The sequence below is a fragment of the Marinactinospora endophytica genome, from assembly GCF_054780875.1.
Genome location: NZ_BAAGVM010000003.1, coordinates 466,151 through 485,916 on the forward strand (window position 1 = coordinate 466,151; position 19,766 = coordinate 485,916).

At 70.8% G+C, this 19,766-nt stretch carries 23 protein-coding genes; 20 read left to right on the forward strand and 3 right to left on the reverse strand.

The window, feature by feature from the left end:
* Positions 1 to 253: 253 nt before the first annotated feature.
* The 15 genes from ACYVHU_RS08715 to ACYVHU_RS08785 all read left to right on the forward strand — a co-directional run bounded on the left by ACYVHU_RS08715 (position 254) and on the right by ACYVHU_RS08785 (position 12,732).
* Entirely contained in the window at positions 254 to 1,462 is a 1,209-nt protein-coding gene (locus tag ACYVHU_RS08715) for a LolA-like protein (RefSeq protein ID WP_078762842.1), read from the forward strand.
* A gap of 56 nt (positions 1,463 to 1,518) precedes the next feature.
* Complete coding sequence (gene ffh, locus ACYVHU_RS08720) at positions 1,519 to 3,108, forward strand: signal recognition particle protein (RefSeq protein WP_078762772.1); 1,590 nt, start codon at positions 1,519 to 1,521, stop codon at positions 3,106 to 3,108.
* 245 nt (positions 3,109 to 3,353) lie between these two features.
* Positions 3,354 to 3,797 (forward strand): 30S ribosomal protein S16, encoded by a 444-nt coding sequence (rpsP, locus tag ACYVHU_RS08725; RefSeq protein ID WP_078762773.1) that lies wholly within the window; start codon positions 3,354 to 3,356, stop codon positions 3,795 to 3,797.
* A 1-nt stretch (position 3,798) separates the two neighbouring features.
* On the forward strand, positions 3,799 to 4,041 hold the full coding sequence (locus ACYVHU_RS08730; protein ID WP_078762774.1) for an RNA-binding protein: 243 nt from the start codon (positions 3,799 to 3,801) through the stop codon (positions 4,039 to 4,041).
* A 146-nt stretch (positions 4,042 to 4,187) separates the two neighbouring features.
* On the forward strand, positions 4,188 to 4,700 hold the full coding sequence (gene rimM / locus ACYVHU_RS08735) for a ribosome maturation factor RimM (RefSeq protein WP_078762775.1): 513 nt from the start codon (positions 4,188 to 4,190) through the stop codon (positions 4,698 to 4,700).
* 29 nt (positions 4,701 to 4,729) lie between these two features.
* On the forward strand, positions 4,730 to 5,518 hold the full coding sequence (trmD, locus tag ACYVHU_RS08740) for a tRNA (guanosine(37)-N1)-methyltransferase TrmD (RefSeq protein WP_078762776.1): 789 nt from the start codon (positions 4,730 to 4,732) through the stop codon (positions 5,516 to 5,518).
* 151 nt (positions 5,519 to 5,669) lie between these two features.
* A complete protein-coding gene (rplS, locus tag ACYVHU_RS08745) occupies positions 5,670 to 6,029 on the forward strand; it encodes a 50S ribosomal protein L19 (RefSeq protein ID WP_078762777.1) in 360 nt (119 codons plus the stop codon).
* Positions 6,030 to 6,103: 74 nt separating this feature from the next.
* Positions 6,104 to 7,174, forward strand: coding sequence for a signal peptidase I (lepB, locus tag ACYVHU_RS08750; protein WP_078762778.1), 1,071 nt, complete (start codon positions 6,104 to 6,106; stop codon positions 7,172 to 7,174).
* Between the two features lie 145 nt (positions 7,175 to 7,319).
* Positions 7,320 to 7,652 carry a DUF2469 domain-containing protein gene (locus tag ACYVHU_RS08755; protein WP_078762779.1) on the forward strand — a complete coding sequence of 111 codons (333 nt, stop codon included), beginning with the start codon at positions 7,320 to 7,322 and terminating at the stop codon, positions 7,650 to 7,652.
* 155 nt (positions 7,653 to 7,807) lie between these two features.
* Positions 7,808 to 8,197, forward strand: coding sequence for a hypothetical protein (locus ACYVHU_RS08760; RefSeq protein ID WP_078762780.1), 390 nt, complete (start codon positions 7,808 to 7,810; stop codon positions 8,195 to 8,197).
* A gap of 126 nt (positions 8,198 to 8,323) precedes the next feature.
* Positions 8,324 to 8,704, forward strand: coding sequence for a YraN family protein (locus ACYVHU_RS08765; protein WP_078762781.1), 381 nt, complete (start codon positions 8,324 to 8,326; stop codon positions 8,702 to 8,704).
* The gene (locus ACYVHU_RS08770; protein WP_078762782.1) at positions 8,705 to 10,240 is read left to right on the forward strand and encodes a YifB family Mg chelatase-like AAA ATPase; all 1,536 of its coding nucleotides are present in this window, start codon (positions 8,705 to 8,707) and stop codon (positions 10,238 to 10,240) included.
* Entirely contained in the window at positions 10,237 to 11,382 is a 1,146-nt protein-coding gene (gene dprA, locus ACYVHU_RS08775) for a DNA-processing protein DprA (RefSeq protein WP_078762783.1), read from the forward strand. The genes ACYVHU_RS08770 and dprA overlap by 4 nt, the downstream gene beginning before the upstream one ends.
* A gap of 43 nt (positions 11,383 to 11,425) precedes the next feature.
* Positions 11,426 to 11,788: a RidA family protein gene (locus ACYVHU_RS08780; protein WP_078762784.1), complete on the forward strand. Its 363-nt coding sequence runs from the start codon at positions 11,426 to 11,428 to the stop codon at positions 11,786 to 11,788.
* Positions 11,785 to 12,732, forward strand: a complete 948-nt coding sequence (locus ACYVHU_RS08785) for a tyrosine recombinase XerC (RefSeq protein WP_078762785.1) — start codon at positions 11,785 to 11,787, stop codon at positions 12,730 to 12,732. The genes ACYVHU_RS08780 and ACYVHU_RS08785 overlap by 4 nt, the downstream gene beginning before the upstream one ends.
* On the opposite strand, the gene ACYVHU_RS08790 is transcribed toward ACYVHU_RS08785, so the two are convergent.
* A complete protein-coding gene (locus ACYVHU_RS08790; RefSeq protein WP_432938903.1) occupies positions 12,695 to 13,270 on the reverse strand; it encodes a murein hydrolase activator EnvC family protein in 576 nt (191 codons plus the stop codon). The two genes, ACYVHU_RS08785 and ACYVHU_RS08790, sit on opposite strands and share 38 nt — an antisense overlap.
* A 311-nt stretch (positions 13,271 to 13,581) precedes the next feature.
* Here ACYVHU_RS08790 and rpsB point away from each other — a divergent pair, with 311 nt between their 5' ends.
* The 5 genes from rpsB (at position 13,582) to ACYVHU_RS08815 (ending at position 17,858) form a co-directional block, all read left to right on the forward strand.
* The gene (rpsB, locus tag ACYVHU_RS08795) at positions 13,582 to 14,436 is read left to right on the forward strand and encodes a small ribosomal subunit protein uS2 (protein WP_498948061.1); all 855 of its coding nucleotides are present in this window, start codon (positions 13,582 to 13,584) and stop codon (positions 14,434 to 14,436) included.
* 81 nt (positions 14,437 to 14,517) lie between these two features.
* Positions 14,518 to 15,354: a translation elongation factor Ts gene (gene tsf, locus ACYVHU_RS08800; protein ID WP_078762788.1), complete on the forward strand. Its 837-nt coding sequence runs from the start codon at positions 14,518 to 14,520 to the stop codon at positions 15,352 to 15,354.
* Between the two features lie 131 nt (positions 15,355 to 15,485).
* On the forward strand, positions 15,486 to 16,250 hold the full coding sequence (gene pyrH / locus ACYVHU_RS08805; RefSeq protein WP_078762789.1) for a UMP kinase: 765 nt from the start codon (positions 15,486 to 15,488) through the stop codon (positions 16,248 to 16,250).
* A gap of 42 nt (positions 16,251 to 16,292) precedes the next feature.
* Complete coding sequence (frr, locus tag ACYVHU_RS08810) at positions 16,293 to 16,850, forward strand: ribosome recycling factor (RefSeq protein ID WP_078762790.1); 558 nt, start codon at positions 16,293 to 16,295, stop codon at positions 16,848 to 16,850.
* Between the two features lie 141 nt (positions 16,851 to 16,991).
* Positions 16,992 to 17,858: a phosphatidate cytidylyltransferase gene (locus ACYVHU_RS08815; RefSeq protein WP_078762791.1), complete on the forward strand. Its 867-nt coding sequence runs from the start codon at positions 16,992 to 16,994 to the stop codon at positions 17,856 to 17,858.
* A gap of 62 nt (positions 17,859 to 17,920) precedes the next feature.
* Here the strand turns inward: ACYVHU_RS08815 and ACYVHU_RS08820 are convergent, their stop codons facing one another.
* Both ACYVHU_RS08820 and ACYVHU_RS08825 read right to left on the reverse strand, forming a co-directional pair.
* Positions 17,921 to 19,156, reverse strand: coding sequence for an MFS transporter (locus tag ACYVHU_RS08820; RefSeq protein ID WP_078762792.1), 1,236 nt, complete (start codon positions 19,154 to 19,156; stop codon positions 17,921 to 17,923).
* Positions 19,153 to 19,710 (reverse strand): ArsR/SmtB family transcription factor, encoded by a 558-nt coding sequence (locus ACYVHU_RS08825; RefSeq protein WP_078762793.1) that lies wholly within the window; start codon positions 19,708 to 19,710, stop codon positions 19,153 to 19,155. The genes ACYVHU_RS08820 and ACYVHU_RS08825 overlap by 4 nt, the downstream gene beginning before the upstream one ends.
* Between the last annotated feature and the right edge of the window lie 56 nt (positions 19,711 to 19,766).

Genomic DNA, 19,766 nt, shown 5'->3' on the forward strand with positions numbered 1-19,766 from the left:
TCCACCCGGTCGCGCGCTGCCGCCCACCCTATGGGCCGCCACGGAGGGAGAGTCGCGATTCACCGGGCATTACGTCACCATTCGCTACTCTTGGACGTCAACAGCAAGGCTCCACCTCTCATGGTGGGGTACATTCCTGGACGCCCGGAGTGCGCGCAAGGCCCTCGCCAGTCCGTCCCGGACCGAGGCGCCGTCCGATGCGTCCCCGTTATCGACTACATCCCGTACCCCTTGGCAGGGGCCAGGAGGCATGATGGCGCCGGCAGAAACCACCAGGCAGCGACCGCGCGGCCCGTTCGTCACCGTGGCCGCCGCGGCCGCCCTCACGTTCGGCGCCGCTGGGTGCGCGATCGATCTGAGCCACTGGCGGCCGGGGGCCGAGGAGGAGGCGTCCCCCTCGCCCACGCCGGTGGAGGCCGCCCCATTGCTGGAATCGGCGCTCGACCAGTTGGCCGAGGCCCCTGCCGTGCGCCTGCAGGGACAGTTCGCCGACTCCGACGGCCAACCGCGTGAGAGCACGCTGCTCGTCGCCGACTCGGGCGCCACCTCGGGGACGGTGGACGTCGACGGCACCGAGGTGCAGGTCACCCAGGTCGACGGGCGGATGTTCCTGTCGGCCGACGACTCCTACTGGCTCACCCAGTCGCTGTACGACAACCCCGACTCCGACAGCTACGCCGAGCACTGGGTGCAGGTCAGGCCCGAGGTGCTGGGAATCGACCCGCAGACCGTGCTGGCCCCGGCCGAGCTGGCCGAGATCCTGCGCGCCCAGGCCCCCGACGGGGGGACCGCCACCGAGGAGAAGCTCGACGGCAACCCCGTCTACCGGATCGACCTCGCCAACGGCAAGATGTGGCTCGACAAGGAGGCGCCGCACGACCTGCTGCGCATGGAGATCACCGACCTCGCCCCGACGGAGGGCGAGGCGCCGGCCATCCGCACCGCCTTCAACCTCTCCCAGCCCGATCAGGCCGACCTGGAGACGTTCTACGACGACCTCATCGCCCTCACCGAGGACGACCTCACGAGCGCTCGCGACTCCCGGCTGATCGTCCAGTGGGAGGGGGAACTGAGCCTCGACTGCGAGACCGGCGGCGCCTGCTCGGTCAGCGGCACCGTCACCGACATGTCCGACAGCGACTCGGGAACCGTTCTGGTGCGCATGGACGCCACCATGAACAACGCCGAACTCGGCGAGAAGAAGTGCAACGACAGCGCCGCGCTGGAGGCCGGCGGAACCGTCGACCTGTCCTGTGGCGTCGACTACGCCCTGGCCCCCAGCGCCAACCCGCAGAGCTACGAGATCGAGGGCGAGGCGTTGCTGTCCACCCGGGCGCTCAGCGGCTCGGCGGCGGAGGAACTCCCCGCCAAGCTCAAGGATCAGCGTGAGGCCACGCTGGCCAAGGTCGACGGCGGCGCCGGGCAGAGCCCGGAGGCCAGCGCAAGCCCGTCCGGCAACTGACCCGCTGTCCGGGTACCCTAGGAAGCCAATCCCGAGACGAAGGACGGGACACACTCGTGTTCGAGACGCTTTCCGACCGGCTCACATCGGTCTTCTCCTCGCTGCGCGGAAAAGGGCGCCTGTCCGAGGAGGACATCAACGCGACCGCGCGTGAGATCCGCCTCGCACTGCTCGAGGCCGATGTCGCGCTGCCCGTCGTGCGTGAGTTCATCGCGCAGATCAAGGAACGCGCGCGCGGCGAAGAGGTCTCCAAGGCGCTCAACCCGGCCCAGCAGGTCATCAAGATCGTCAACGAGGAACTCATCGAGATCCTCGGCGGCCAGACCCGCGAGATCAGGTTCGCGAAGAACCCGCCGACCGTCATCATGCTCGCCGGCCTCCAGGGCGCGGGTAAGACCACGCTCGCCGGAAAGCTCGCCAAGTGGCTGGCGGCCCAGCGCAACACGCCGCTGCTCGTCGCCGCCGACCTCCAGCGTCCCAACGCGGTCACCCAGCTCCAGGTCATGGGGCAGCGGGCCGGGGTTCCGGTCTACGCGCCCCAGCCCGGCAACGGCGTCGGCGATCCGGTCGAGGTCGCGCGCGACTCCATCGCCCACGCCCAGCGCAACAACCACAACATCGTCATCATCGACACCGCCGGCCGACTGGGCGTCGACACCGAGATGATGCAGCAGGCCGCCGACATCCGCGACGCGGTCAGCCCCGACGAGATCCTCTTCGTCGTCGACGCCATGATCGGCCAGGACGCGGTCAACACCGCCCAGGCGTTCCTCGACGGTGTCGGCTACGACGCGGTCGCGCTGACCAAGCTCGACGGTGACGCCCGTGGTGGTGCGGCGCTGTCCATCCGCCACATCACCGGCCGGCCGATCATGTTCGCCTCGACCGGTGAGAAGCTCGAGGACTTCGACCTCTTCCACCCCGACCGGATGGCCTCGCGCATCCTCGACATGGGTGACGTGCTCACCCTGATCGAGCAGGCGCAGCGCACGTTCGACGAGGCCGAAGTCGAGAAGATGGCGAGCACCATCGCCTCTGACGACGACTTCACGCTGGAGGACTTCCTCCAGCAGATGATGATGATCCGTCGCCTCGGTCCCATCGGCAACCTGCTCGGGATGATGCCCGGCATGGGGCAGATGCGTGACCAGATCAACAACGTCGACGACAAGGACCTCGATCGCATCGCCGCGATCATCCGGTCCATGACCCCGGCCGAGCGCGCCAACCCCAAGATCATCAACGGTTCGCGCCGGCTGCGCATCGCCAACGGCTCGGGCACCCAGGTCAGCGACGTCAACGGCCTGGTCACCAGGTTCTTCGAAGCGCAGAAGATGCTGCGCCAGATGAAGAACGGCGGTCTTCCCGGTATGCCGGGGATGCCCGGCATGGGAGGCGGCCGCAAGAAGGGGGCCAAGGCCGCGGGCAAGAAGGGCAAGAAGGGGCGCCAGCGCAGCGGCAACCCGATGAAGGCCAAGGAGCAGGAGGCCGCGAAGGCCGCCGAGCGCCAGCGCCGTCAGGAAGAGGGGAACGACACCCCGCCGCAGCTGCCCCCGGGCCTGGGCGGGGGATCCCCGCAGCTTCCGCCGGGATTCGGCGGCGGCCGGATCCCCGACCTCTCCGATTTCAAGCTTCCGAAGAAGTGACGTGACGGGCGGGGACCCCGGCCGTCACCGCGATCCCCGCCCGGGCACCGTCGTGTCCGGGCCCCCGCCCGGCGCGCCCGCGGAACTCCGTTGTCGGATCGTCTGGCACAATTGATTGTCGACTAACGGCGCGCCGGGTCTGCCCTCTACTCATCCGCGCGCTCACGTCAGGCTCGGTGGCGTGTCACAACCCCACGTGGCTCAACGCCGGGCGACCACGCCTTATTCAGGAGAAGACCGCACCAGTGGCTGTCAAGATCAAGCTCAAGCGTATGGGGAAGATCCGTACGCCGCAGTACCGCATCGTCGTTGCCGACGCCCGTACCAAGCGTGACGGCAAGGCGATCGACGAGATCGGCAAGTACCACCCGAAGGAGGAGCCGAGCCTCATCGAGGTGAACTCCGAGCGGGTGCAGTACTGGCTCTCCCAGGGGGCGCAGCCGACCGACCCGGTGAAGCACATCCTCAAGCGCACCGGCGACTGGCAGAAGTTCAAGGGCCTGCCGGCTCCGGCTCCCCTCAAGGTTGCCGAGCCGAAGGACAAGGAGGCCAACGAGGCCGCCTTCCAGGCCGCCCTGAAGGAGCTCGTCCTGCCCGGGAACGAGCCCAAGACCAAGGGCAAGAAGGCCGACAAGGCCGAGGAGAAGCCGGCCGAGAACACCGCGGAGAAGTCCGAGGGCGAGGCGTAACGTGCTGGAAGAGGCGCTTGAGCACCTCGTCAAGGGGATCGTCGAGAACCCCGACGACGTCCAGGTTCGGGCCAAACGGCTCCGCAAGGGCAAGGTGCTCGAAGTCCGGGTCCACCCCGACGACCTCGGGAAGGTGATCGGCCGCAACGGTCGTACCGCCAAGGCGCTGCGGACCGTCATCGGTTCGCTGGCCGGCGGGCGCTACGTCCGGGTCGATCTTTTGGACCTGCACGAAGTGCGCTGAACTCCGGCGCCACGGGGCGTCGGCCTGAGGCCGACGCCCCACGCCGCATGCGGTCTGCGCGGGAAGGGCACGTCCCTCCCGCGCAGACCCGTCTCCGGGTCCGCCGCGGGCGCGCCCCGGATCCCCGTCCCAGCTAGGAGAGGACCATGCGTCTCGTTGTCGGTCGGATCGGCCGCGCGCACGGCATCCGCGGAGACGTCGCCGTCGAGGTGCGCACCGACGACCCCGCGGCGCGGTTCGCGCCGGGCGCCGTCCTGCTCACCGAACCCGCCACCGTGGGACCGCTGACCGTCAAGTCGGCCCGCGAGCACACCGGGCGACTGCTCGTCCGCTTCGAGTCGGTGCGCGACCGCACCGCCGCCGAAGGGCTGCGCGGTGTGACCCTGCTCGTCGACTCCGCCGAGATCCCCCCGGTGGAGGACCCCGACGAGTTCCACGACCACGAACTCCTCGGACTGCGCGTGCTCACCCCCGACGGCACCGACGTGGGGGTCGTCGAGGACATCCTGCACAACGCCCAGGACCTCCTGGTGATCACGGACGCGTCCGGTGACGAGATCCTGGTCCCGTTCGTGCGCGCCCTCGTCCCCGAGGTCGACACCGAGGCCGGCCGCATCGTGATCGACCCCCCGCCCGGCCTGCTCGACCTGGGACGGTGAACCAGGGCTCCAGCGGCCCAGGAGGACCCATGCGCATCGACATCATCACGATCTTCCCCGACTACTTCGCCCCCCTCGATCTGTCCCTGATCGGCAAGGCGCGCAGGAGCGGCCTGCTCGACGTCCGGATGCACGACCTGCGCACCTGGACCCACGACCGGCACAACACCGTCGACGACACGCCCTACGGCGGCGGACCCGGCATGGTCATGAAGCCCGAGCCGTGGGGGGAGGCCCTTGACGCCGTCGCGCCCGCCGAGGGGGGCGCGACGCCCCGGCTCATCCTGCCCACGCCCAGTGGCGCCCCCTTCACCCAGGCCGACGCCGACCGGCTCGCGCGCGAACCGTGGCTGGTGTTCGCCTGCGGACGCTACGAGGGCATCGACTCGCGGGTGGCCGTGGACGCGGCGAAGCGCATGCCGGTCGAGGAGGTCAGCATCGGCGACTACGTCCTCAACGGCGGGGAGTCGGCGACGCTGGTCATGGTGGAGGCGATCTCCCGGCTGTTGCCCGGTGTCTTGGGCAACGCCGCCTCGGTCGCCCAGGACTCCTTCGCCCCCGGGGGCATGGAGCACCTCGTCGAGGGGCCGGTCTACACCAAGCCCCCGGTCTGGCGCGGGCAGGAGGTGCCACCCCTGCTGTTGTCCGGCAACCACGGCGCGGTGGACCGCTGGCGCAGGGACGAGGCGCTGCGCAAGACCGCCCGCAACCGGCCCGAACTGCTCGACCGCATCGACCCCGATGATCTTGACCAGCGTGATCGGGAGGTCATCGCGGAGGTCCGGTTACAGGTCGGGCCGCAATCTGTGGCAGACTAGACGGGTTGCCACTGCCGTATGCCTTTGTTCGCATGCTGTCGACAGTTGTCGACTCCCCAGCGGGGGCAACCGACTTTCGACCGCAGCAGATCCGCCCGCGCGAACCGCAATGTCCGTCGCCGCGGCGCGCAATCGATGAGGAACCGCTGAGATGCACACCGCTATTCAGGAGCTTGAGAAGGCCCAGCTGCGCTCCGACGTGCCCGACTTCCGCCCGGGTGACACGCTCAACGTTCACGTGCGGGTTACCGAGGGCAACCGCTCCCGGATCCAGGTCTTCAAGGGCGTCGTGATTCGGCGGCAGGGCTCGGGCAACCGCGAGACCTTCACCATCCGCAAGGTCAGCTACGGCGTGGGTGTGGAGCGCACTTTCCCGGTGCACACCCCGGCGATCGAGAAGATCGAGGTCGTCTCCCGCGGCCGCGTCCGTCGCGCCAAGCTCTACTACCTGCGCTCCCTGCGCGGCAAGGCCGCCCGCATCCGCGAGCGCCGCGAGCCCGCCGGCCGCTGACCCGCGCGAAACGACCCACGCGAGGAGCGCCTTTACCGGCGACCGGGGTTCGGCTCGGCTAGGCTTCCATGCCGATGAGCAACGACGAACTGGATCCTCGCGACACCGAGATCCGCAACACCGACGACGGTCCCGCTCGACCTATGGCGAGCGGGCCGTCGGAGGATTCTGGCTCCCCCACGGCCTTTCGAGGGGGAGCCAGCGGCGTTTCGGGGCCCGCTGGAACGGGCGGCGCCGGCGGCGCCCCCTTCTCCGCGGAGCCCGCGAACGGTCCCCTAGACGACGACGAGCCGGCCAGCGCGGGGAAGGGCCCGGACGCCACGATGAACGCGAAGAGAAAAGGCAAGGGTGGGGAGAAGCCGGGTTCCTTCTGGAAGGAACTCCCCGTCCTGATCGTGATCGCCCTCGTCTTGGCGTTCGTCATCAAGACCTGGGTGGTCCAGGCGTTCTACATCCCCTCCAAGTCGATGGAGGACACCCTTCTCATCGGCGACCGGGTGCTGGTGAACAAGCTGGTCTACCAGGTCCGTGATATCCAGCGTGGGGACATCGTCGTCTTCAACGGCAGCGGCTCCTGGGACGAGGAGAACACCGTCACGGCCGATCCCGCGGCCAACCCGCTCTCCCGCCTCTTCACCTGGGTCGGTCAGCAGATCGGCGTCGCCCCGACCGGCAAGGACTACATCAAGCGCGTCATCGGCCTGCCGGGTGACACCGTCGAGTGCTGCGACGAGCAGAACCGCGTCCTGGTCAACGGCGTCCCCCTCGACGAGCCCTACCTGTACCCCGGGAGCCTGGAGACCCACCAGGAGTTCGGACCGGTCACGGTCCCCGAAGGACGGCTGTGGGTCATGGGGGACCACCGCTCCATCTCCTACGACTCGCGCATGCACCAGTCCGACCCCGGCGGCGGAACGATCGCCGAGGACGCCGTGGTGGGGCGGGCGTTCGTCATCGTCTGGCCGCTCGACCGGATCGCGACGCTGCCGATCCCCGACACCTTCGCCCCGCTGGACGAGACCGCGGCCGGCGCGACGGCCCAGGCCCTTCCCTACGCGCTCGGGGCGGTGGCGGCACTGCCGGCGCGTTCGCTGATGCGGCGCGCGCGGCGGCGCGGGCTCGTGGACATCGACATCCGCGAATGATCGCGCATAGTTGACACATACCCCATCATGGAATCTGTGGGAATGCTCCGATCCCATGCGCGACATGGTCGCCGGATACCGGAAAGCGGGCAGAGGAGGCCGGACCACCGAACCGGGAGAGTGCACGACGAAAGCGAGCGGTTGAATGAGTTCTGAGGACCTGGAGAAGTACGAAGCCGAGATGGAGCTCCAGCTCTATCGCGAATACCGTGACGTCGTCGGGTTGTTCAGCTACGTGGTCGAGACCGAACGTCGGTTCTACCTGACCAACCACGTGGACCTGCAGCCGCGCACGACGGACACCGGCGAGATGTACTTCGAGGTGACGATGCAGGACGCGTGGGTCTGGGACATGTACCGCCCGGCCCGTTTCGTCAAGAACGTTCGCGTCGTGACGTTCAAGGACGTCAACGTCGAGGAGATCACCAAGAGCGATCTCGAGGTGCCCGCCGCCGGGCAACCGGGCTCCCAGAGCTGAGAACCGCGCCGGTCTCGGAGCGCCGGACGCGGTACGGGGATGCGAGAAGGCCCGCGGAGGTCCACTCCGCGGGCCTTCCGCGCGCTCGGGATGTTGTGCCGGTGGCGCATCGGGTAGGGCGGGAGTGATCCGACCGCACGATCGGGAGGCGACCGATGCAACGCGACCAGCCCGGATCCGACTCCGGTCACCGCAACCAGGTGCGTGACGAACCACTGCCCACGGCGCCCGACGACGCGCCGGGAACCGAGGCCGTGCGGCGCAACGAGGAGCTCGGCGCGCGCGGGGCCGTCCCCCAGCCGCCGGTCACACCGGGGCCGGCCACCGCCGGTGGCGCCCCCCACCGGCCCGAACGGATAGCGGGGGACGTCCCGGCAGCGGACGCCCCGCAGGACGCGCCCGAGGTCCGGGCGGTCCGCGGCGAGCCCGAACAGGACGGCGCCGATTGGCGCGTCGCGGATGTCGCCAACGCGGTCCGCGGGCGTCCCGACGGCGAGGTCGACACCCGGCCGCAACAGCCCGCCACGGGGACCGAGACGCCCTGACCCCGGCCCGGCCGGTCCACCCGGTTCGGATGACCGGCCGGACCGTCCCACCTCTGTCCACAGGGCGCGGATCGCGGTGGAGAACCCCCTCCTCCCGGCCCACCCTGGAAGACGGAGGTGGTCGGTATGGCCCGTGGTCCCATCCACACCGCACAGGAACTCGGTCGCCGTGGCGAGGAGCTCGCCGCGGCGCATCTTCGACGCTGCGGGATGCGCATCCTGGCGCGCAACTGGCGGTGCCCCGACGGCGAGCTCGACATCGTGGCGCGCCGTGGCCGCACCCTCGTCGTGGTCGAGGTCAAGACCCGGTCGGACGCCCGCTTCGGCACCCCTCTCGAAGCGGTCGATTCGCGCAAACGTCTACGTCTGCGCCTGCTCGCCCGTAGATGGGCCGACGAACACGGCGGGACCGCGATCGGCACCGTGCGTACCCGTGTCGACGTCGTCTCCGTGCTGGCCGGGAGCGGCGGCCGCTGGTTCCTCAAGCACCACCGGGGGGTGGCCTAGATGGGGCTGGCCCGCACCCGCTCCATCGCCCTGCTCGGCATCGAGGGCCACGAGGTCGAGGTCGAGGCCCACCTGGGTGGCGGGCCTGCGGGGCTCACCCTGGTCGGCCTGCCCGACACCGCCCTGCGCGAGGCGCGCGACCGTATCCGGGCCGCCATCCTCAACAGCGGCGAGTACTGGCCCGACGACCACATCACCGTCAGCCTCTCGCCCGCGAGTCTGCCCAAGCGCGGGAGCGCGTTCGACCTCGCCATCGCCACCGCGGTCCTGGGCGCCAACGGGGCGATACCCTCCGATGCGCTCCACGACACGGTGCTCCTCGGCGAACTCGGCCTGGACGGGCGGGCCCGCCCGGTCCCGGGTGTCCTGCCGTCGATCCTGGCCGCGGCCCACGCGGGACACACCCGGTTCACGGTCGCCCGCGGTAACGCCGCCGAGGCCCGGCTCGTCCCCGACGTCGAGGTCACGGCGGTCGGCTCGCTGGCCGAGCTCCTCGCGCTCCTGCGGGGCGGCCCTCTCCCGCCGCCGTGCGGGGACGAGCCGGACGGCGGCCCCGTCACGGCGCGGACCGGCTCCCCGCGCCCCGTTCCCGACCTCGCCGACGTGCTCGGGCAGCCGGTCGCCCGGCGCGCGGTCGAGATCTCGGCGGCCGGCGGGCACAACACCTTTCTCCTGGGACCTCCTGGGACCGGCAAGAGCCTGCTCGCCGAGCGCCTGCCCACCGTGCTGCCACGGCTCACCACGGACGAGGCCATCGAGGTCACGGCGATCCACTCGGTCGCCGGGACGCTTCCCCGCGACCGTCCCCTGATCACCGTCCCCCCGTTCTGCGCGCCCCACCACACCGCCACCCGGACCGCCATCGTGGGAGGCGGTGCCGGGCGGCTGCGGCCGGGGGCGATCTCACTGGCCCATCGCGGTGTGTTGTTCCTGGACGAGGCACCCGAGTTCGAACGCGGCGTCCTCGACTCCCTTCGCCAACCGCTGGAGACCGGCGAGGTCGTTATCGCCCGCGCCGCGGCCACCGCGCGCTTTCCCGCGCGCTTCCTGCTCGTCCTGGCCGCCAACCCCTGTCCCTGCGGCAAGTCGGGGCCGGCCTGCGTGTGTCCGGCCGCGCAGCGTCGGCGCTACCTGGCCCGGTTGTCGGGGCCCCTGATGGACCGGGTCGACATCAAGGCCCACCTCCAACCGGTCACCCGTGCCGAGCTCCTCGCCGACCGCGCCCTCGCCGAGTCCTCCGCGGCCGTCGCCGAGCGGGTGGCCGAGGCCCGCGAGCGTGCCACCCGGCGGCTGGCCGCCACCCCCTGGAACACCAACGCCGCGGTCCCGGGTGCCGAGTTACGCCGCATGTTCCCCCCGGCACCCGACTCCGTGCAGGTGCTGGGCCGGGCGTTGGACCGCGGCGAGATCAGCGCCCGGGGTGTCGACCGCGTGCTGCGGGTCGCCTGGACACTGGCCGACCTCGCCGGACGCGACACCCCCACCACGGCCGATGTCGGCTACGCGTTCGCCCTGTGGGCGGGGACGGCCCAATGAGCTCCACCGATTCCGAGGCGTCGGCCCGCGCCGCGATCACGGCCGTCGCCCAACCCGGCGATCCCGTCATGAGCGGGCTCCTCGCCCAGATGCCCGCTGTCGAGGTCTGGGCCGCCCTTCGCGCCCGTCGCGCTCTTCCCGCCCCGCCGGGCAAGGACGACGCGTCGCGGGCCGCCCACGACGCCCGGATGCGCCGTTGGCAGGAGGCCGCGGCCGGCACCGACCCCGACGACCTGGTGGCCCGCGCCGCCGACCTCGGTATCAGGTTGGTGCTCCCCGGCGAACCCGAGTGGCCCGGACAGCTCGACTCCCTGGCCGGCCGGCGACCGGTCGCGCTCTGGGTACGCGGAACCCGCGACCTCCGGCACTGCTGTCTACGGTCGGTGGCGGTGGTGGGCTCCCGCGCGGCCAGCGCCTACGGTCTGCACGTGGCGGGGGAGTTCGCCCACGGCCTCGCCGAACGAGGCTGGACGGTCGTCTCGGGGGGCGCCTACGGTATCGACGGCGCCGCGCACCGCGGCGCCCTGGCCACGGGCGGTCCCACGGTCGTCGTCCTCGCCTGTGGTCTCGACACCGACTATCCGCGGGGCCACGCGAACCTGTTCGCCGCGGCCGCCGAACGCGGTGTGCTCGTCAGCGAGCACCCGCCGGGCACCACTCCCACCCGGCACGGCTTCCTGGTGCGCAACCGTCTCATCGCGGCCCTCACCCCCGGTACCGTCGTCGTCGAGGCGGGCCTGCGCAGTGGCGCGGCCAGCACCGCCAAGCACGCGCGGGAACTGTGCCGGATGCTCATGGCGGTGCCCGGCCCCGTCACCTCCGCGCTCTCGGCCGGTTGCCATCGGCTGCTGCGCGACTGCCAGGCCGTGTGCGTCACCTGTGTCGCCGACATCATCGAGCAGGTCGGCCCCATCGGAGCCGACCTGTGTTCCGATGAGGGGACGGTCATCGGCTCCGAGGAACTCGATCCGTTGTCCCGGCGACTCCTGGAGGCGGTGCCGTCCCGTTCCGGAGGGGGGACCGCGACGATCGCCATGGGCGCGGGGGTCGACCTCGACACCGCGCTGCGCCACCTCGGCCTGCTCGCCGCGGGGGGTTTCGTGGAACGCGCCGGGGGCGGTTGGCGGTTGAGACGACCCTGACCGGTTCCGGTGGAGCATGTCCCGCTGGGGTTAGGGTGACGCCATGAGCAGCCTCTACAGTCCCAGTCTCCGCGCGGAGGGGGCACTCGTCTTCGTCTCGGGACAGGTCCCCTTGGCACCCGATGGGAGCGTCGCCGAGTGCGACGCCGTAGAACAGGCCCGCCAGGTCTTCCGTAACATCGAGGCCGCCCTGGCTCCGCACGGAGCGGATCTGCGACATCTGGTCAAGGTCACCTACTACCTGCGCCACATCGCCGACCTCGACGGCGTCCGTCAGGTCATCGGTGAGTTCCTCGTCCACGAGCCCCGTCCGGCGAGTACGTTGGTCGAGGTCAGCGGGCTCATCGACCCGCGCTACCTGATCGAGGTCGACGCCGTGGCCGCGCTGCCGGCGCCTTCGAGGTGAACGAGGAGCACGGGGAGGAACGGTCCCTCCACGCCGGTCCCCCGGGGGAGGGGGCCGCGGTCCTCGACGACTTCGTCCGGCATCTCGATGCCGAGCTCGGCCGTTCACCGCACACCGTGCGCGCCTACCTGGGGGATCTGCGCGACCTCCTCGGCTACCTCGACAGAGTCGGGACGCGCCTGGAGGAGCTCGACATCGCGGTGTTGCGGGCCTGGCTGGCCGACCTGCACGGGCGTGGGCTGGGGCGGGCCACGCTGGCCCGGCGGATCGCCGCGGCCCGGGTGTTCACCGCGTTCCTGCACCGCACCGGACGGCTCGACCACGATTTCGGTCGGCTGCTGGCCACGCCCAAGCGGCATCGTCCTCTTCCGGCGGTGCTCGACGAACGGCAGACCGCCGAGGCGCTCGCGCCCCTGCACGATGACGACGACGCCTCGCCCGCCGCGCTGCGACGTCAGGCGGTCGTCGAGGTGCTGTATGCGACCGGGATCCGGGTGGCCGAGTTGTGCGGCCTCGACGTCGACGACCTCGACGAGGAACGGGGAACCCTCCGCGTCCTGGGCAAGGGCGGGCGGGAGCGTGTGGTCCCGATCGGCCGTCCCGCGCTGGAGGCGTTGCGCCGCTGGCTGGGCGAGGGCAGACCGGCCTGGGCCGGACCGGACAGTGGAGCGGCGATGTTCCTCGGTGCCCGTGGCGGCCGGCTGGGCACCCGCACCGCCCGGCGCGACGTCCACGAGCGGATGTCGGCGGCCTCGCCCGAGACCGACACCGCTCCCCACGGGCTGCGGCACAGCGCCGCCACCCACCTGCTCAACGGGGGCGCCGACCTGCGCAGCGTGCAGGAGATCCTCGGGCACTCGTCGCTGGCGAGCACACAGATCTACACCCACGTCTCGATCGAGCGGCTCACCCGTGTCTACAACAGGGCGCATCCGCGGGCGTGAGCGCTCGCGCGGGCGCGGGAACGGAGGGCAGGAGACGGTGGCGTCCCCGGCCCACCAGGGCGAGCGGGTCGAGGTAGGCGTCCCCGTCCAGCAGGCCCCAGTGCAGACAGGGGTGTGCGCCGCAGTGCGGCGGTGAGGCCGAGAGGGTCCCGATGGGATCGCCTGGGGCCACGGGGGTCCCGGACTCGACCAGGGGCGTCACCGGCAGGTAGGTGGTGCGCAGCGAGCCGTGGGCGACGCTCACGACACCGGTGCCGGCGACCCGTCCGGCGAACGCCACCCGTCCCGCGCCCGCCGACCGGACCACCGCCCCGTCGTCGGTCAGGAGGTCGACGCCCCGGTGGCCGGCCGACCAGGGGGAGGGCGGGGCGACGAAGGGACGCAGCACCACGTGGGGAGCGTCGACGGGCCAGGCCCACGGACCGGTGTCCGCCACAGCGGGTGGGACGGCGGGCACGGCCGTCCAGGCCAGGAGCGAGGCCAGGAACAGCGCGATGGACGGAAACAGGCGGGCGGGCGGACGGCGTGTCGGGTTCACCCTTCCAGCCTGGAAGGTCGCGACCTGGGGCGCGACCCGGATCGCCCGGCTGTGGACGAGGGCCGTGGACCGGCCGCGCCCAGGGTTCCTTGACAGGGGATGGGCGGCGGGCTAGAGGCGCCGGAGGGGCGGATCGGCGGTTAGAATCTTGTGGGGTCCAACGCGGACCACGCATCTCGCGCGTCCCCGCGCCTCCCAGGGAGGGGCCGGCTCTTACGGTCCGTACCGCCACGGCGGTACGGCGGATCGGCCGGGACGTCAGGAACAACCGGAGGCGGGTCCACCACCCGCCGAACAAGGAGGACCAAGTCATGGCCGCAGTCGTGACGATCCGCCAGCTCCTCGAGAGCGGCGTTCACTTCGGGCACCAGACCCGGCGCTGGAACCCGAAGATGAAGCGCTTCATCTTCACCGAGCGCAACGGCATCTACATCATCGACCTCCAGAAGTCGCTGTCCTACATCGACCGCGCCTACGAGTTCGTCAAGGAGACCGTCGCCCACGGTGGCACGATCCTCTTCGTCGGCACCAAGAAGCAGGCGCAGGAGGCCATCGACGAGCAGGCCCGCCGTGTCGGCATGCCCTTCGTCAACCAGCGCTGGCTGGGCGGCATGCTCACCAACTTCTCCACCGTCCACAAGCGGCTCCAGCGCCTCAAGGAGCTCGAGGAGATCGACTTCGACGACGTCGCCGCCTCCGGGCTCACCAAGAAGGAGCTGCTGGGCCTGCGCCGCGAGAAGGACAAGCTGGAGCGCACCCTCGGCGGTATCCGCGACATGTCCCGCGTCCCCAGCGCGGTGTGGATCGTGGACACCAAGAAGGAGCACATCGCGATCAGCGAGGCCCGGAAGCTGAACATCCCGGTCGTCGCCATCCTCGACACCAACTGCGACCCGGACGAGGTCGACTACCCGATCCCGGGCAACGACGACGCCATCCGCAGTGTCAGCCTGCTGACCCGCGTCGTCGCCGACGCGGTCGCCGAAGGCCTGCTGGCCCGCTCCGGCGCCGGAGCGGAGAAGTCGGCCGAGGAGCCGCTGGCCGAGTGGGAGCGGGAGCTCCTCGAGGGCAAGAGCGAGACCGAGGCCCCGGCCGAGGCGAAGGACGAGGCCCCCGCCGCCGAGGCTCCGGCCGAGGCCGCCGAGGGCGAGACCCCGGCCTCCTGACGCCTGACGGCCCCCGCCCCTGACGGGCGGGGGCCGCGTCCTCCGCACCCGTCGACCCACTTCCAGGGATAGAGAACAGCAATGGCGAACTACACCGCCGCCGACGTCAAGAAGCTGCGCGAGCTCACCGGCGCCGGCATGATGGCCTGCAAGAAGGCCCTTGAGGAGTCCAACGGCGACTTCGAGAAGGCCGTCGAGATCCTGCGCGTCAAGGGCGCCAAGGACGTCGGCAAGCGCGCCGAGCGCACCGCCGCCAACGGCCTGATCGCGCTGCGCAGCGACAGCGAGACCTCCGCCGTCCTCGTCGAGCTCAACTGTGAGACCGACTTCGTCGCCAAGAACGACAAGTTCCAGAAGCTCGCCGCCGACATCGCCGAGTTCATCGACCGGACGAACCCGGCCGACGTCGCCTCGCTGCTGAGCGCCGAGTACGCCGACGGCAAGACCGTGCAGAAGGTCATCGAGGAGAACAGCGCCGTCATCGGCGAGAAGCTGGAGCTTCGCCGCTTCGCCAAGCTCGAAGGCGCCTTCGTCGCCAGCTACATGCACAAGTCCGACCCGGACCTGCCCCCGACCCTGGGCGTCCTGGTCGAACTGGACAAGGCCAACCCCGAGGTCGCCAAGGACCTGGCCCAGCAGATCGCCGCGCTCGCCCCGAAGTACGTGAGCAGGGACGAGGTCCCCGCCGACGTGGTCGAGAACGAGCGCCGCATCGCCGAGGCCACCGCCCGCGAGGAGGGCAAGCCCGAGCAGGCCCTGCCCAAGATCGTCGAGGGCCGTGTCAACGGTTTCTTCAAGGACGTCACGCTGCTCGGTCAGCCGTTCGTCAAGGAGAACAAGAAGACCGTCCAGAAGGTCGTCGAGGAGGCCGGTGTCACCGTCCGCCGCTTCGTCCGCTTCAAGGTCGGCCAGGCCTAAGGGTTTGACATGATGGAGGTGCCGGGGAGGTCTATCCCCGGCACCTCCGCTGGATAAGGCGCGTTTTCTCCCGAGACCCGGGGAGCCGCCTTGCACTACCACTCGGGGGAACCAGAAGGAGGCCGACCGCCGTGTCCGAGAACGAGGCGCACAGCGCCAACGGACCAGCCATGCACGACACGGGCTGGAAGCGCGTCGTACTGAAGCTGTCAGGAGAGGCGTTCGCCGGCGGCGAGCAGCTCGGCATCGATCCCGGGGTCGTCCAGTACGTCGCCGACGCGATCGCCGCCGCGGTGTCCGAGGGCATCGAGGTCGCCGTCGTCGTCGGCGGGGGCAACATGTTCCGTGGCGCGGAGATGTCCGAGCGCGGTATGGAGCGCGGCCGCGCCGACTACATGGGCATGCTCGGCACCGTCATCAACTGCCTCGCCCTCCAGGACTTCCTGGAGCGCCTCGGCGTGGACACCCGTGTCCAGACCGCCATCCACATGAGCCAGGTGGCCGAGGCCTACATCCCGCGGCGCGCCATCCGGCACCTGGAGAAGGGCCGTGTCGTCATCTTCGGCGCCGGTCTCGGCGCGCCCTTCTTCTCCACCGACACCACCGCCGCGCAGCGCGCCCTGGAGATCGGCGCGCAGGCGGTGCTCAAGGGGACGCAGGTCGACGGCGTCTACGACGCCGACCCGCGCCGCACCCCCGGCGCGGTCAGGTTCGACCGCCTCGACTACAACGAAGTGCTCACCCGCGGGCTGAAGGTCATGGATGCCACTGCGGTGAGCCTGTGCATGGACAACGGTCTGCCGATCGTGGTCTTCGACCTCATGGGCCAGGGCAACATCGTCCGCGCGGTCCGGGGCGAGAAGATCGGCACGATCGTGTGTCCCGCGGACAGCTGACCTCAGACCTCAACCGACGCATCGCGACACACGGGAGCCGAAATGATCGAAGAGACCCTCCTCGAAGCCGAGGAGAAGATGGAAAAGGCCGTCGCGGTGGCCAAGGAGGACTTCGCCTCCATCCGGACCGGTCGCCCCACTCCGGCGACCTTCAACCGGATCACCGCCGAGTACTACGGTGCCCCGACTCCCATCAACCAGCTCGCATCGTTCGCGGTTCCCGAGCCCCGCATGGTCGTCATCTCCCCGTTCGACAAGGGGTCGATGCAGGCCATCGAGAAGGCGATTCGCGAGAGCGACCTGGGGGTCAACCCGGCCAACGACGGCAACATCATCCGTGTGGTCTTCCCCGAGCTGTCGGAGGAGCGCCGCAAGGAGTACGTGAAGGTCGTGCGGACCAAGGCCGAGGAGGGCAAGGTCTCGATCCGTAACGTCCGCCGGCACGCCAAGGACGCGCTGGACAAGGCCGTCAAGAACGGCGACATCGGCGAGGACGAGGGGCGTCGCGCCCAGGAGGAGCTGGACGAGCTCACCCACAAGTACGTCGGCGCGATCGACGAGCTCCTCAAGCACAAGGAATCCGAACTCCTCGAGGTCTGATCCTTGTTCAGATTCGAGTCCGCATTGGACGAGGGCGGTGGGAAGGGCGTCCCGACCGCGGTGCCGGCGGAACCCGCCCTGAAGAATTCGGTGGGGTCATCGCCACGTGGCTCCGCGGAAGCGGACGGAGCCCCAACGCCTATGCCGAGAGACGACAAGCGAAGGTTCGCCCTGCGCAAGCGTGACGGCCAGCCGATCAAGGCGGGACGTAACCTGCCGCTCGCGGTGGGCTCAGGGGTGGCGCTCGGAGCGCTCGTCCTGTTGTCCATCTTCCCGTTCCCGGCCGGTTTCGTACTGATCGCCTCGATCGCGGTTCTGGTCGGGTTGCGGGAGCTGAACAGGGCGTTCGCCTCGCGTGACATCCGCCTGGCCCTCCTGCCGGTGGCCGTGGGCGGCGTGGCGATGCAGGCGGCGGCCTACTTCGGCGGTCCGGCGTGGCTGGTGGGCACCCTCGCGATCACGGTCATCGTCGCGCTGTCGTGGCGGCTGCGCGGCGGGGCCGACGGGTACGTCCGTGACGCGACGGCGACGGTGTTCGCCGCCGTCTACCTGCCGGTCCTGCTGGGAACGTGGCTGTTGCTGCTGGCGACCCCTGATGACGGACGGGCGCGGTTGATCGTCTTCATCATCGTCACGATCAGCAGCGACATCGGCGGCTACTTCGCTGGCATCACCGCGGGGCGGCACAAGATGGCGCCCACGATCAGCCCGAACAAGACCTGGGAGGGCTTCGCGGGCTCGGTGGTGGGGTGCATGATCGCCGGCGCCCTCACGGTCTGGCTGATGCTGGACGGGCCGGTGTGGGCCGGGATCGCGCTCGGAGTGGCCGTGGTGCTCGCGGCGACGGTCGGCGACCTGATCGAGTCCCTGGTCAAGCGCGATCTCGGGATCAAGGACATGGGGCGTTTCATGCCGGGGCACGGCGGGTTGCTGGACCGGGTGGACTCCCTGTTGGTGGCCGGTCCGGTGGCCTGGGTGGTGCTGACCCTGTTGGTGCCGGCGGGGTGAGCGAACGGAAGCGGAGGGGCTGGACGCGGGCGTCCAGCCCCTCCGGTCTTTTCCGGCCCGGTTCAGTCACGGGCGAGTGAGCGTACGCCGGGGACGGCGAGGGTCGCGAGGGTGGCGACGATGAGCAGCGCGGCCATGCCCAGCAGGGTGGTGTCGGTGCCGAGGCGGTGCGCGATGGGCCCGGCCACCATCTCCCCGACGGGCATCGCCAGGAACGAGCCGAGCGCGTCATAGGAGTAGACCCGGGCGAGCCGGTCGGAGGGGATGTTCTGTTGGAGGGAGACCTCCCAGGCCACCCCGAACTGCTCGGTGGCCATGCCGACGAAGAACATCAGCGGCAGCAGCAGGGGGACGTGGGGCGCCTCGGCGAGCGCCACCAGGGGAAGCGCCTCCAGCAGGATCAACGCGACGCCGAAGCGCAGCGCGTGGCGGGGCTGCCAGCGCGCCGCGAGCACGCCGCCGATGAGAGCGCCCGCCCCCTGGAGACCGAGGATCAGCCCCCACGCGCCGCTGCCGAAGGACGAGGAGGCGACGCCGGTGCCCAGGACGACGACACCGCCCGATATCACCGCGTTGACCACCGTGAACTGCGCCACCACGCTCCACACCCACGAACGCGAGGTGAACTCCCGCCAGCCTTCGAGGAGGTCGCGCAGGACGCCGCCGCGCTGATGGGCGGGGGCGGTGGGGCCGGGCGTCGCCGGCAGGCGCAGCAACGCGAAGCAGAGGCCGGCCGCGCAGAACAGCGCCGCGTTGCCGGCGAGGGCCCATCCGGGGCCGGCCAGGCCGGCGGCGGCGCCCCCCAGTGACATCCCGACCGTCATCCCCAGTTGGACGCCGACGCGGACCAGGGCGTTGGCCGGTCGAAGGAGTGCCGCGGGGACCGTCTGGGGGGTGAGCGCGGCCGCCGCGGGCAGTCCCGCGGCGGCCGCGGCTCCGTTGACCAGGCTGAGCAGCACCAGGAGGGGCAGCGAAGCGGCGTCGAGCAGGACCGCGGCGGCCAGACCGGCCTGGGACAGCGCGGCGAGCCCGCACGCTCCCTGCATGATGAGCGCCCGGGGCAGGCGGTCGGCGAGCACACCGCCGAACAGCAGCAGGGCGACGTTGGCGAGCGAACGAGCGCCGACGACCAGGCCGAGGTGCACGATGGAGCCGGTGACCTCCAAGACGGCGAACCCGAGCGCGATGGTCGTGACGCTGTTGGCCAGGTACATCAGGAGGCGGCCCAGGGTGAGGGCGCGGAAGGCGCCGACACGCAGGGGCGCGAGGACGCCGGTGTCCTCGGACAGGGCGTTCACTCTCGGTCCCGGGCGGGAGGCGGGGGCGGGGTGTCGTCCATCTCGAACATCAGCAGGCTGGTGCTGACGTGGACGGTGCCGGGGGTGTGCGGGGGGCGGGCGGCCTCGTGCAGCTCGCTCATGAGCGAGCCGACCCGCTCGCGCAGGTTCTGCCAGCTCGTGGGGTCGATCCACAGGTCGGCGTCGGTCAGGGTGCTGCGGGTTCCCGGGCGCTGCCGGGCGGCGCGCCGCCGCATCTCCTCGGCCATCGCCGAGGCGAGAAGCCGGTGTTCGCCGGGGTCGCGGATGTCGATCCGCTCGCCCGACTCGGGGGCGTGGCGGTACCGGCGCGCCCGGCCGCCGCGGACCTCGACCTCCTCGCAGACCTCTACCAGGCCCGCGTCGCGTAGGCGGCGCAGGTGGTAGCTGACGTTGGCCTGGGTCTCGCCGAGCTCGCGGGCCGCCTCGGCCGCGCTCATCGCCGTTCCGGTCAGCAGTGACAGCAGCCGTAGTCGCAGGGGGTGGGCGAGCGTGCGCAGGCCGCGCGCTCCGAGTGGGGGAGGGGACGGGCTCATGGGAGCAGCATGGACGGGCCCGCGTCAACCGTCAAAGGAATATTTGGGGGTAGATC

What these genes read in the sequence shown, in the direction of transcription:
- ACYVHU_RS08715 (WP_078762842.1), top strand. Translation starts at nt 254, where the DNA reads ATGGCGCCGGCAGAAACCACCAGGCAGCGACCGCGCGGCCCGTTCGTC.
- rimM (WP_078762775.1), top strand. Translation starts at nt 4,188, where the DNA reads ATGCGTCTCGTTGTCGGTCGGATCGGCCGCGCGCACGGCATCCGCGGA.
- trmD (WP_078762776.1), top strand. Translation starts at nt 4,730, where the DNA reads ATGCGCATCGACATCATCACGATCTTCCCCGACTACTTCGCCCCCCTC.
- rplS (WP_078762777.1), top strand. Translation starts at nt 5,670, where the DNA reads ATGCACACCGCTATTCAGGAGCTTGAGAAGGCCCAGCTGCGCTCCGAC.
- lepB (WP_078762778.1), top strand. Translation starts at nt 6,104, where the DNA reads ATGAGCAACGACGAACTGGATCCTCGCGACACCGAGATCCGCAACACC.
- ACYVHU_RS08755 (WP_078762779.1), top strand. Translation starts at nt 7,320, where the DNA reads ATGAGTTCTGAGGACCTGGAGAAGTACGAAGCCGAGATGGAGCTCCAG.
- ACYVHU_RS08760 (WP_078762780.1), top strand. Translation starts at nt 7,808, where the DNA reads ATGCAACGCGACCAGCCCGGATCCGACTCCGGTCACCGCAACCAGGTG.
- ACYVHU_RS08765 (WP_078762781.1), top strand. Translation starts at nt 8,324, where the DNA reads ATGGCCCGTGGTCCCATCCACACCGCACAGGAACTCGGTCGCCGTGGC.
- ACYVHU_RS08770 (WP_078762782.1), top strand. Translation starts at nt 8,705, where the DNA reads ATGGGGCTGGCCCGCACCCGCTCCATCGCCCTGCTCGGCATCGAGGGC.
- dprA (WP_078762783.1), top strand. Translation starts at nt 10,237, where the DNA reads ATGAGCTCCACCGATTCCGAGGCGTCGGCCCGCGCCGCGATCACGGCC.
- ACYVHU_RS08780 (WP_078762784.1), top strand. Translation starts at nt 11,426, where the DNA reads ATGAGCAGCCTCTACAGTCCCAGTCTCCGCGCGGAGGGGGCACTCGTC.
- rpsB (WP_498948061.1), top strand. Translation starts at nt 13,582, where the DNA reads ATGGCCGCAGTCGTGACGATCCGCCAGCTCCTCGAGAGCGGCGTTCAC.
- tsf (WP_078762788.1), top strand. Translation starts at nt 14,518, where the DNA reads ATGGCGAACTACACCGCCGCCGACGTCAAGAAGCTGCGCGAGCTCACC.
- frr (WP_078762790.1), top strand. Translation starts at nt 16,293, where the DNA reads ATGATCGAAGAGACCCTCCTCGAAGCCGAGGAGAAGATGGAAAAGGCC.
- ACYVHU_RS08815 (WP_078762791.1), top strand. Translation starts at nt 16,992, where the DNA reads ATGCCGAGAGACGACAAGCGAAGGTTCGCCCTGCGCAAGCGTGACGGC.
- ACYVHU_RS08825 (WP_078762793.1), bottom strand. Translation starts at nt 19,710, where the DNA reads ATGAGCCCGTCCCCTCCCCCACTCGGAGCGCGCGGCCTGCGCACGCTC.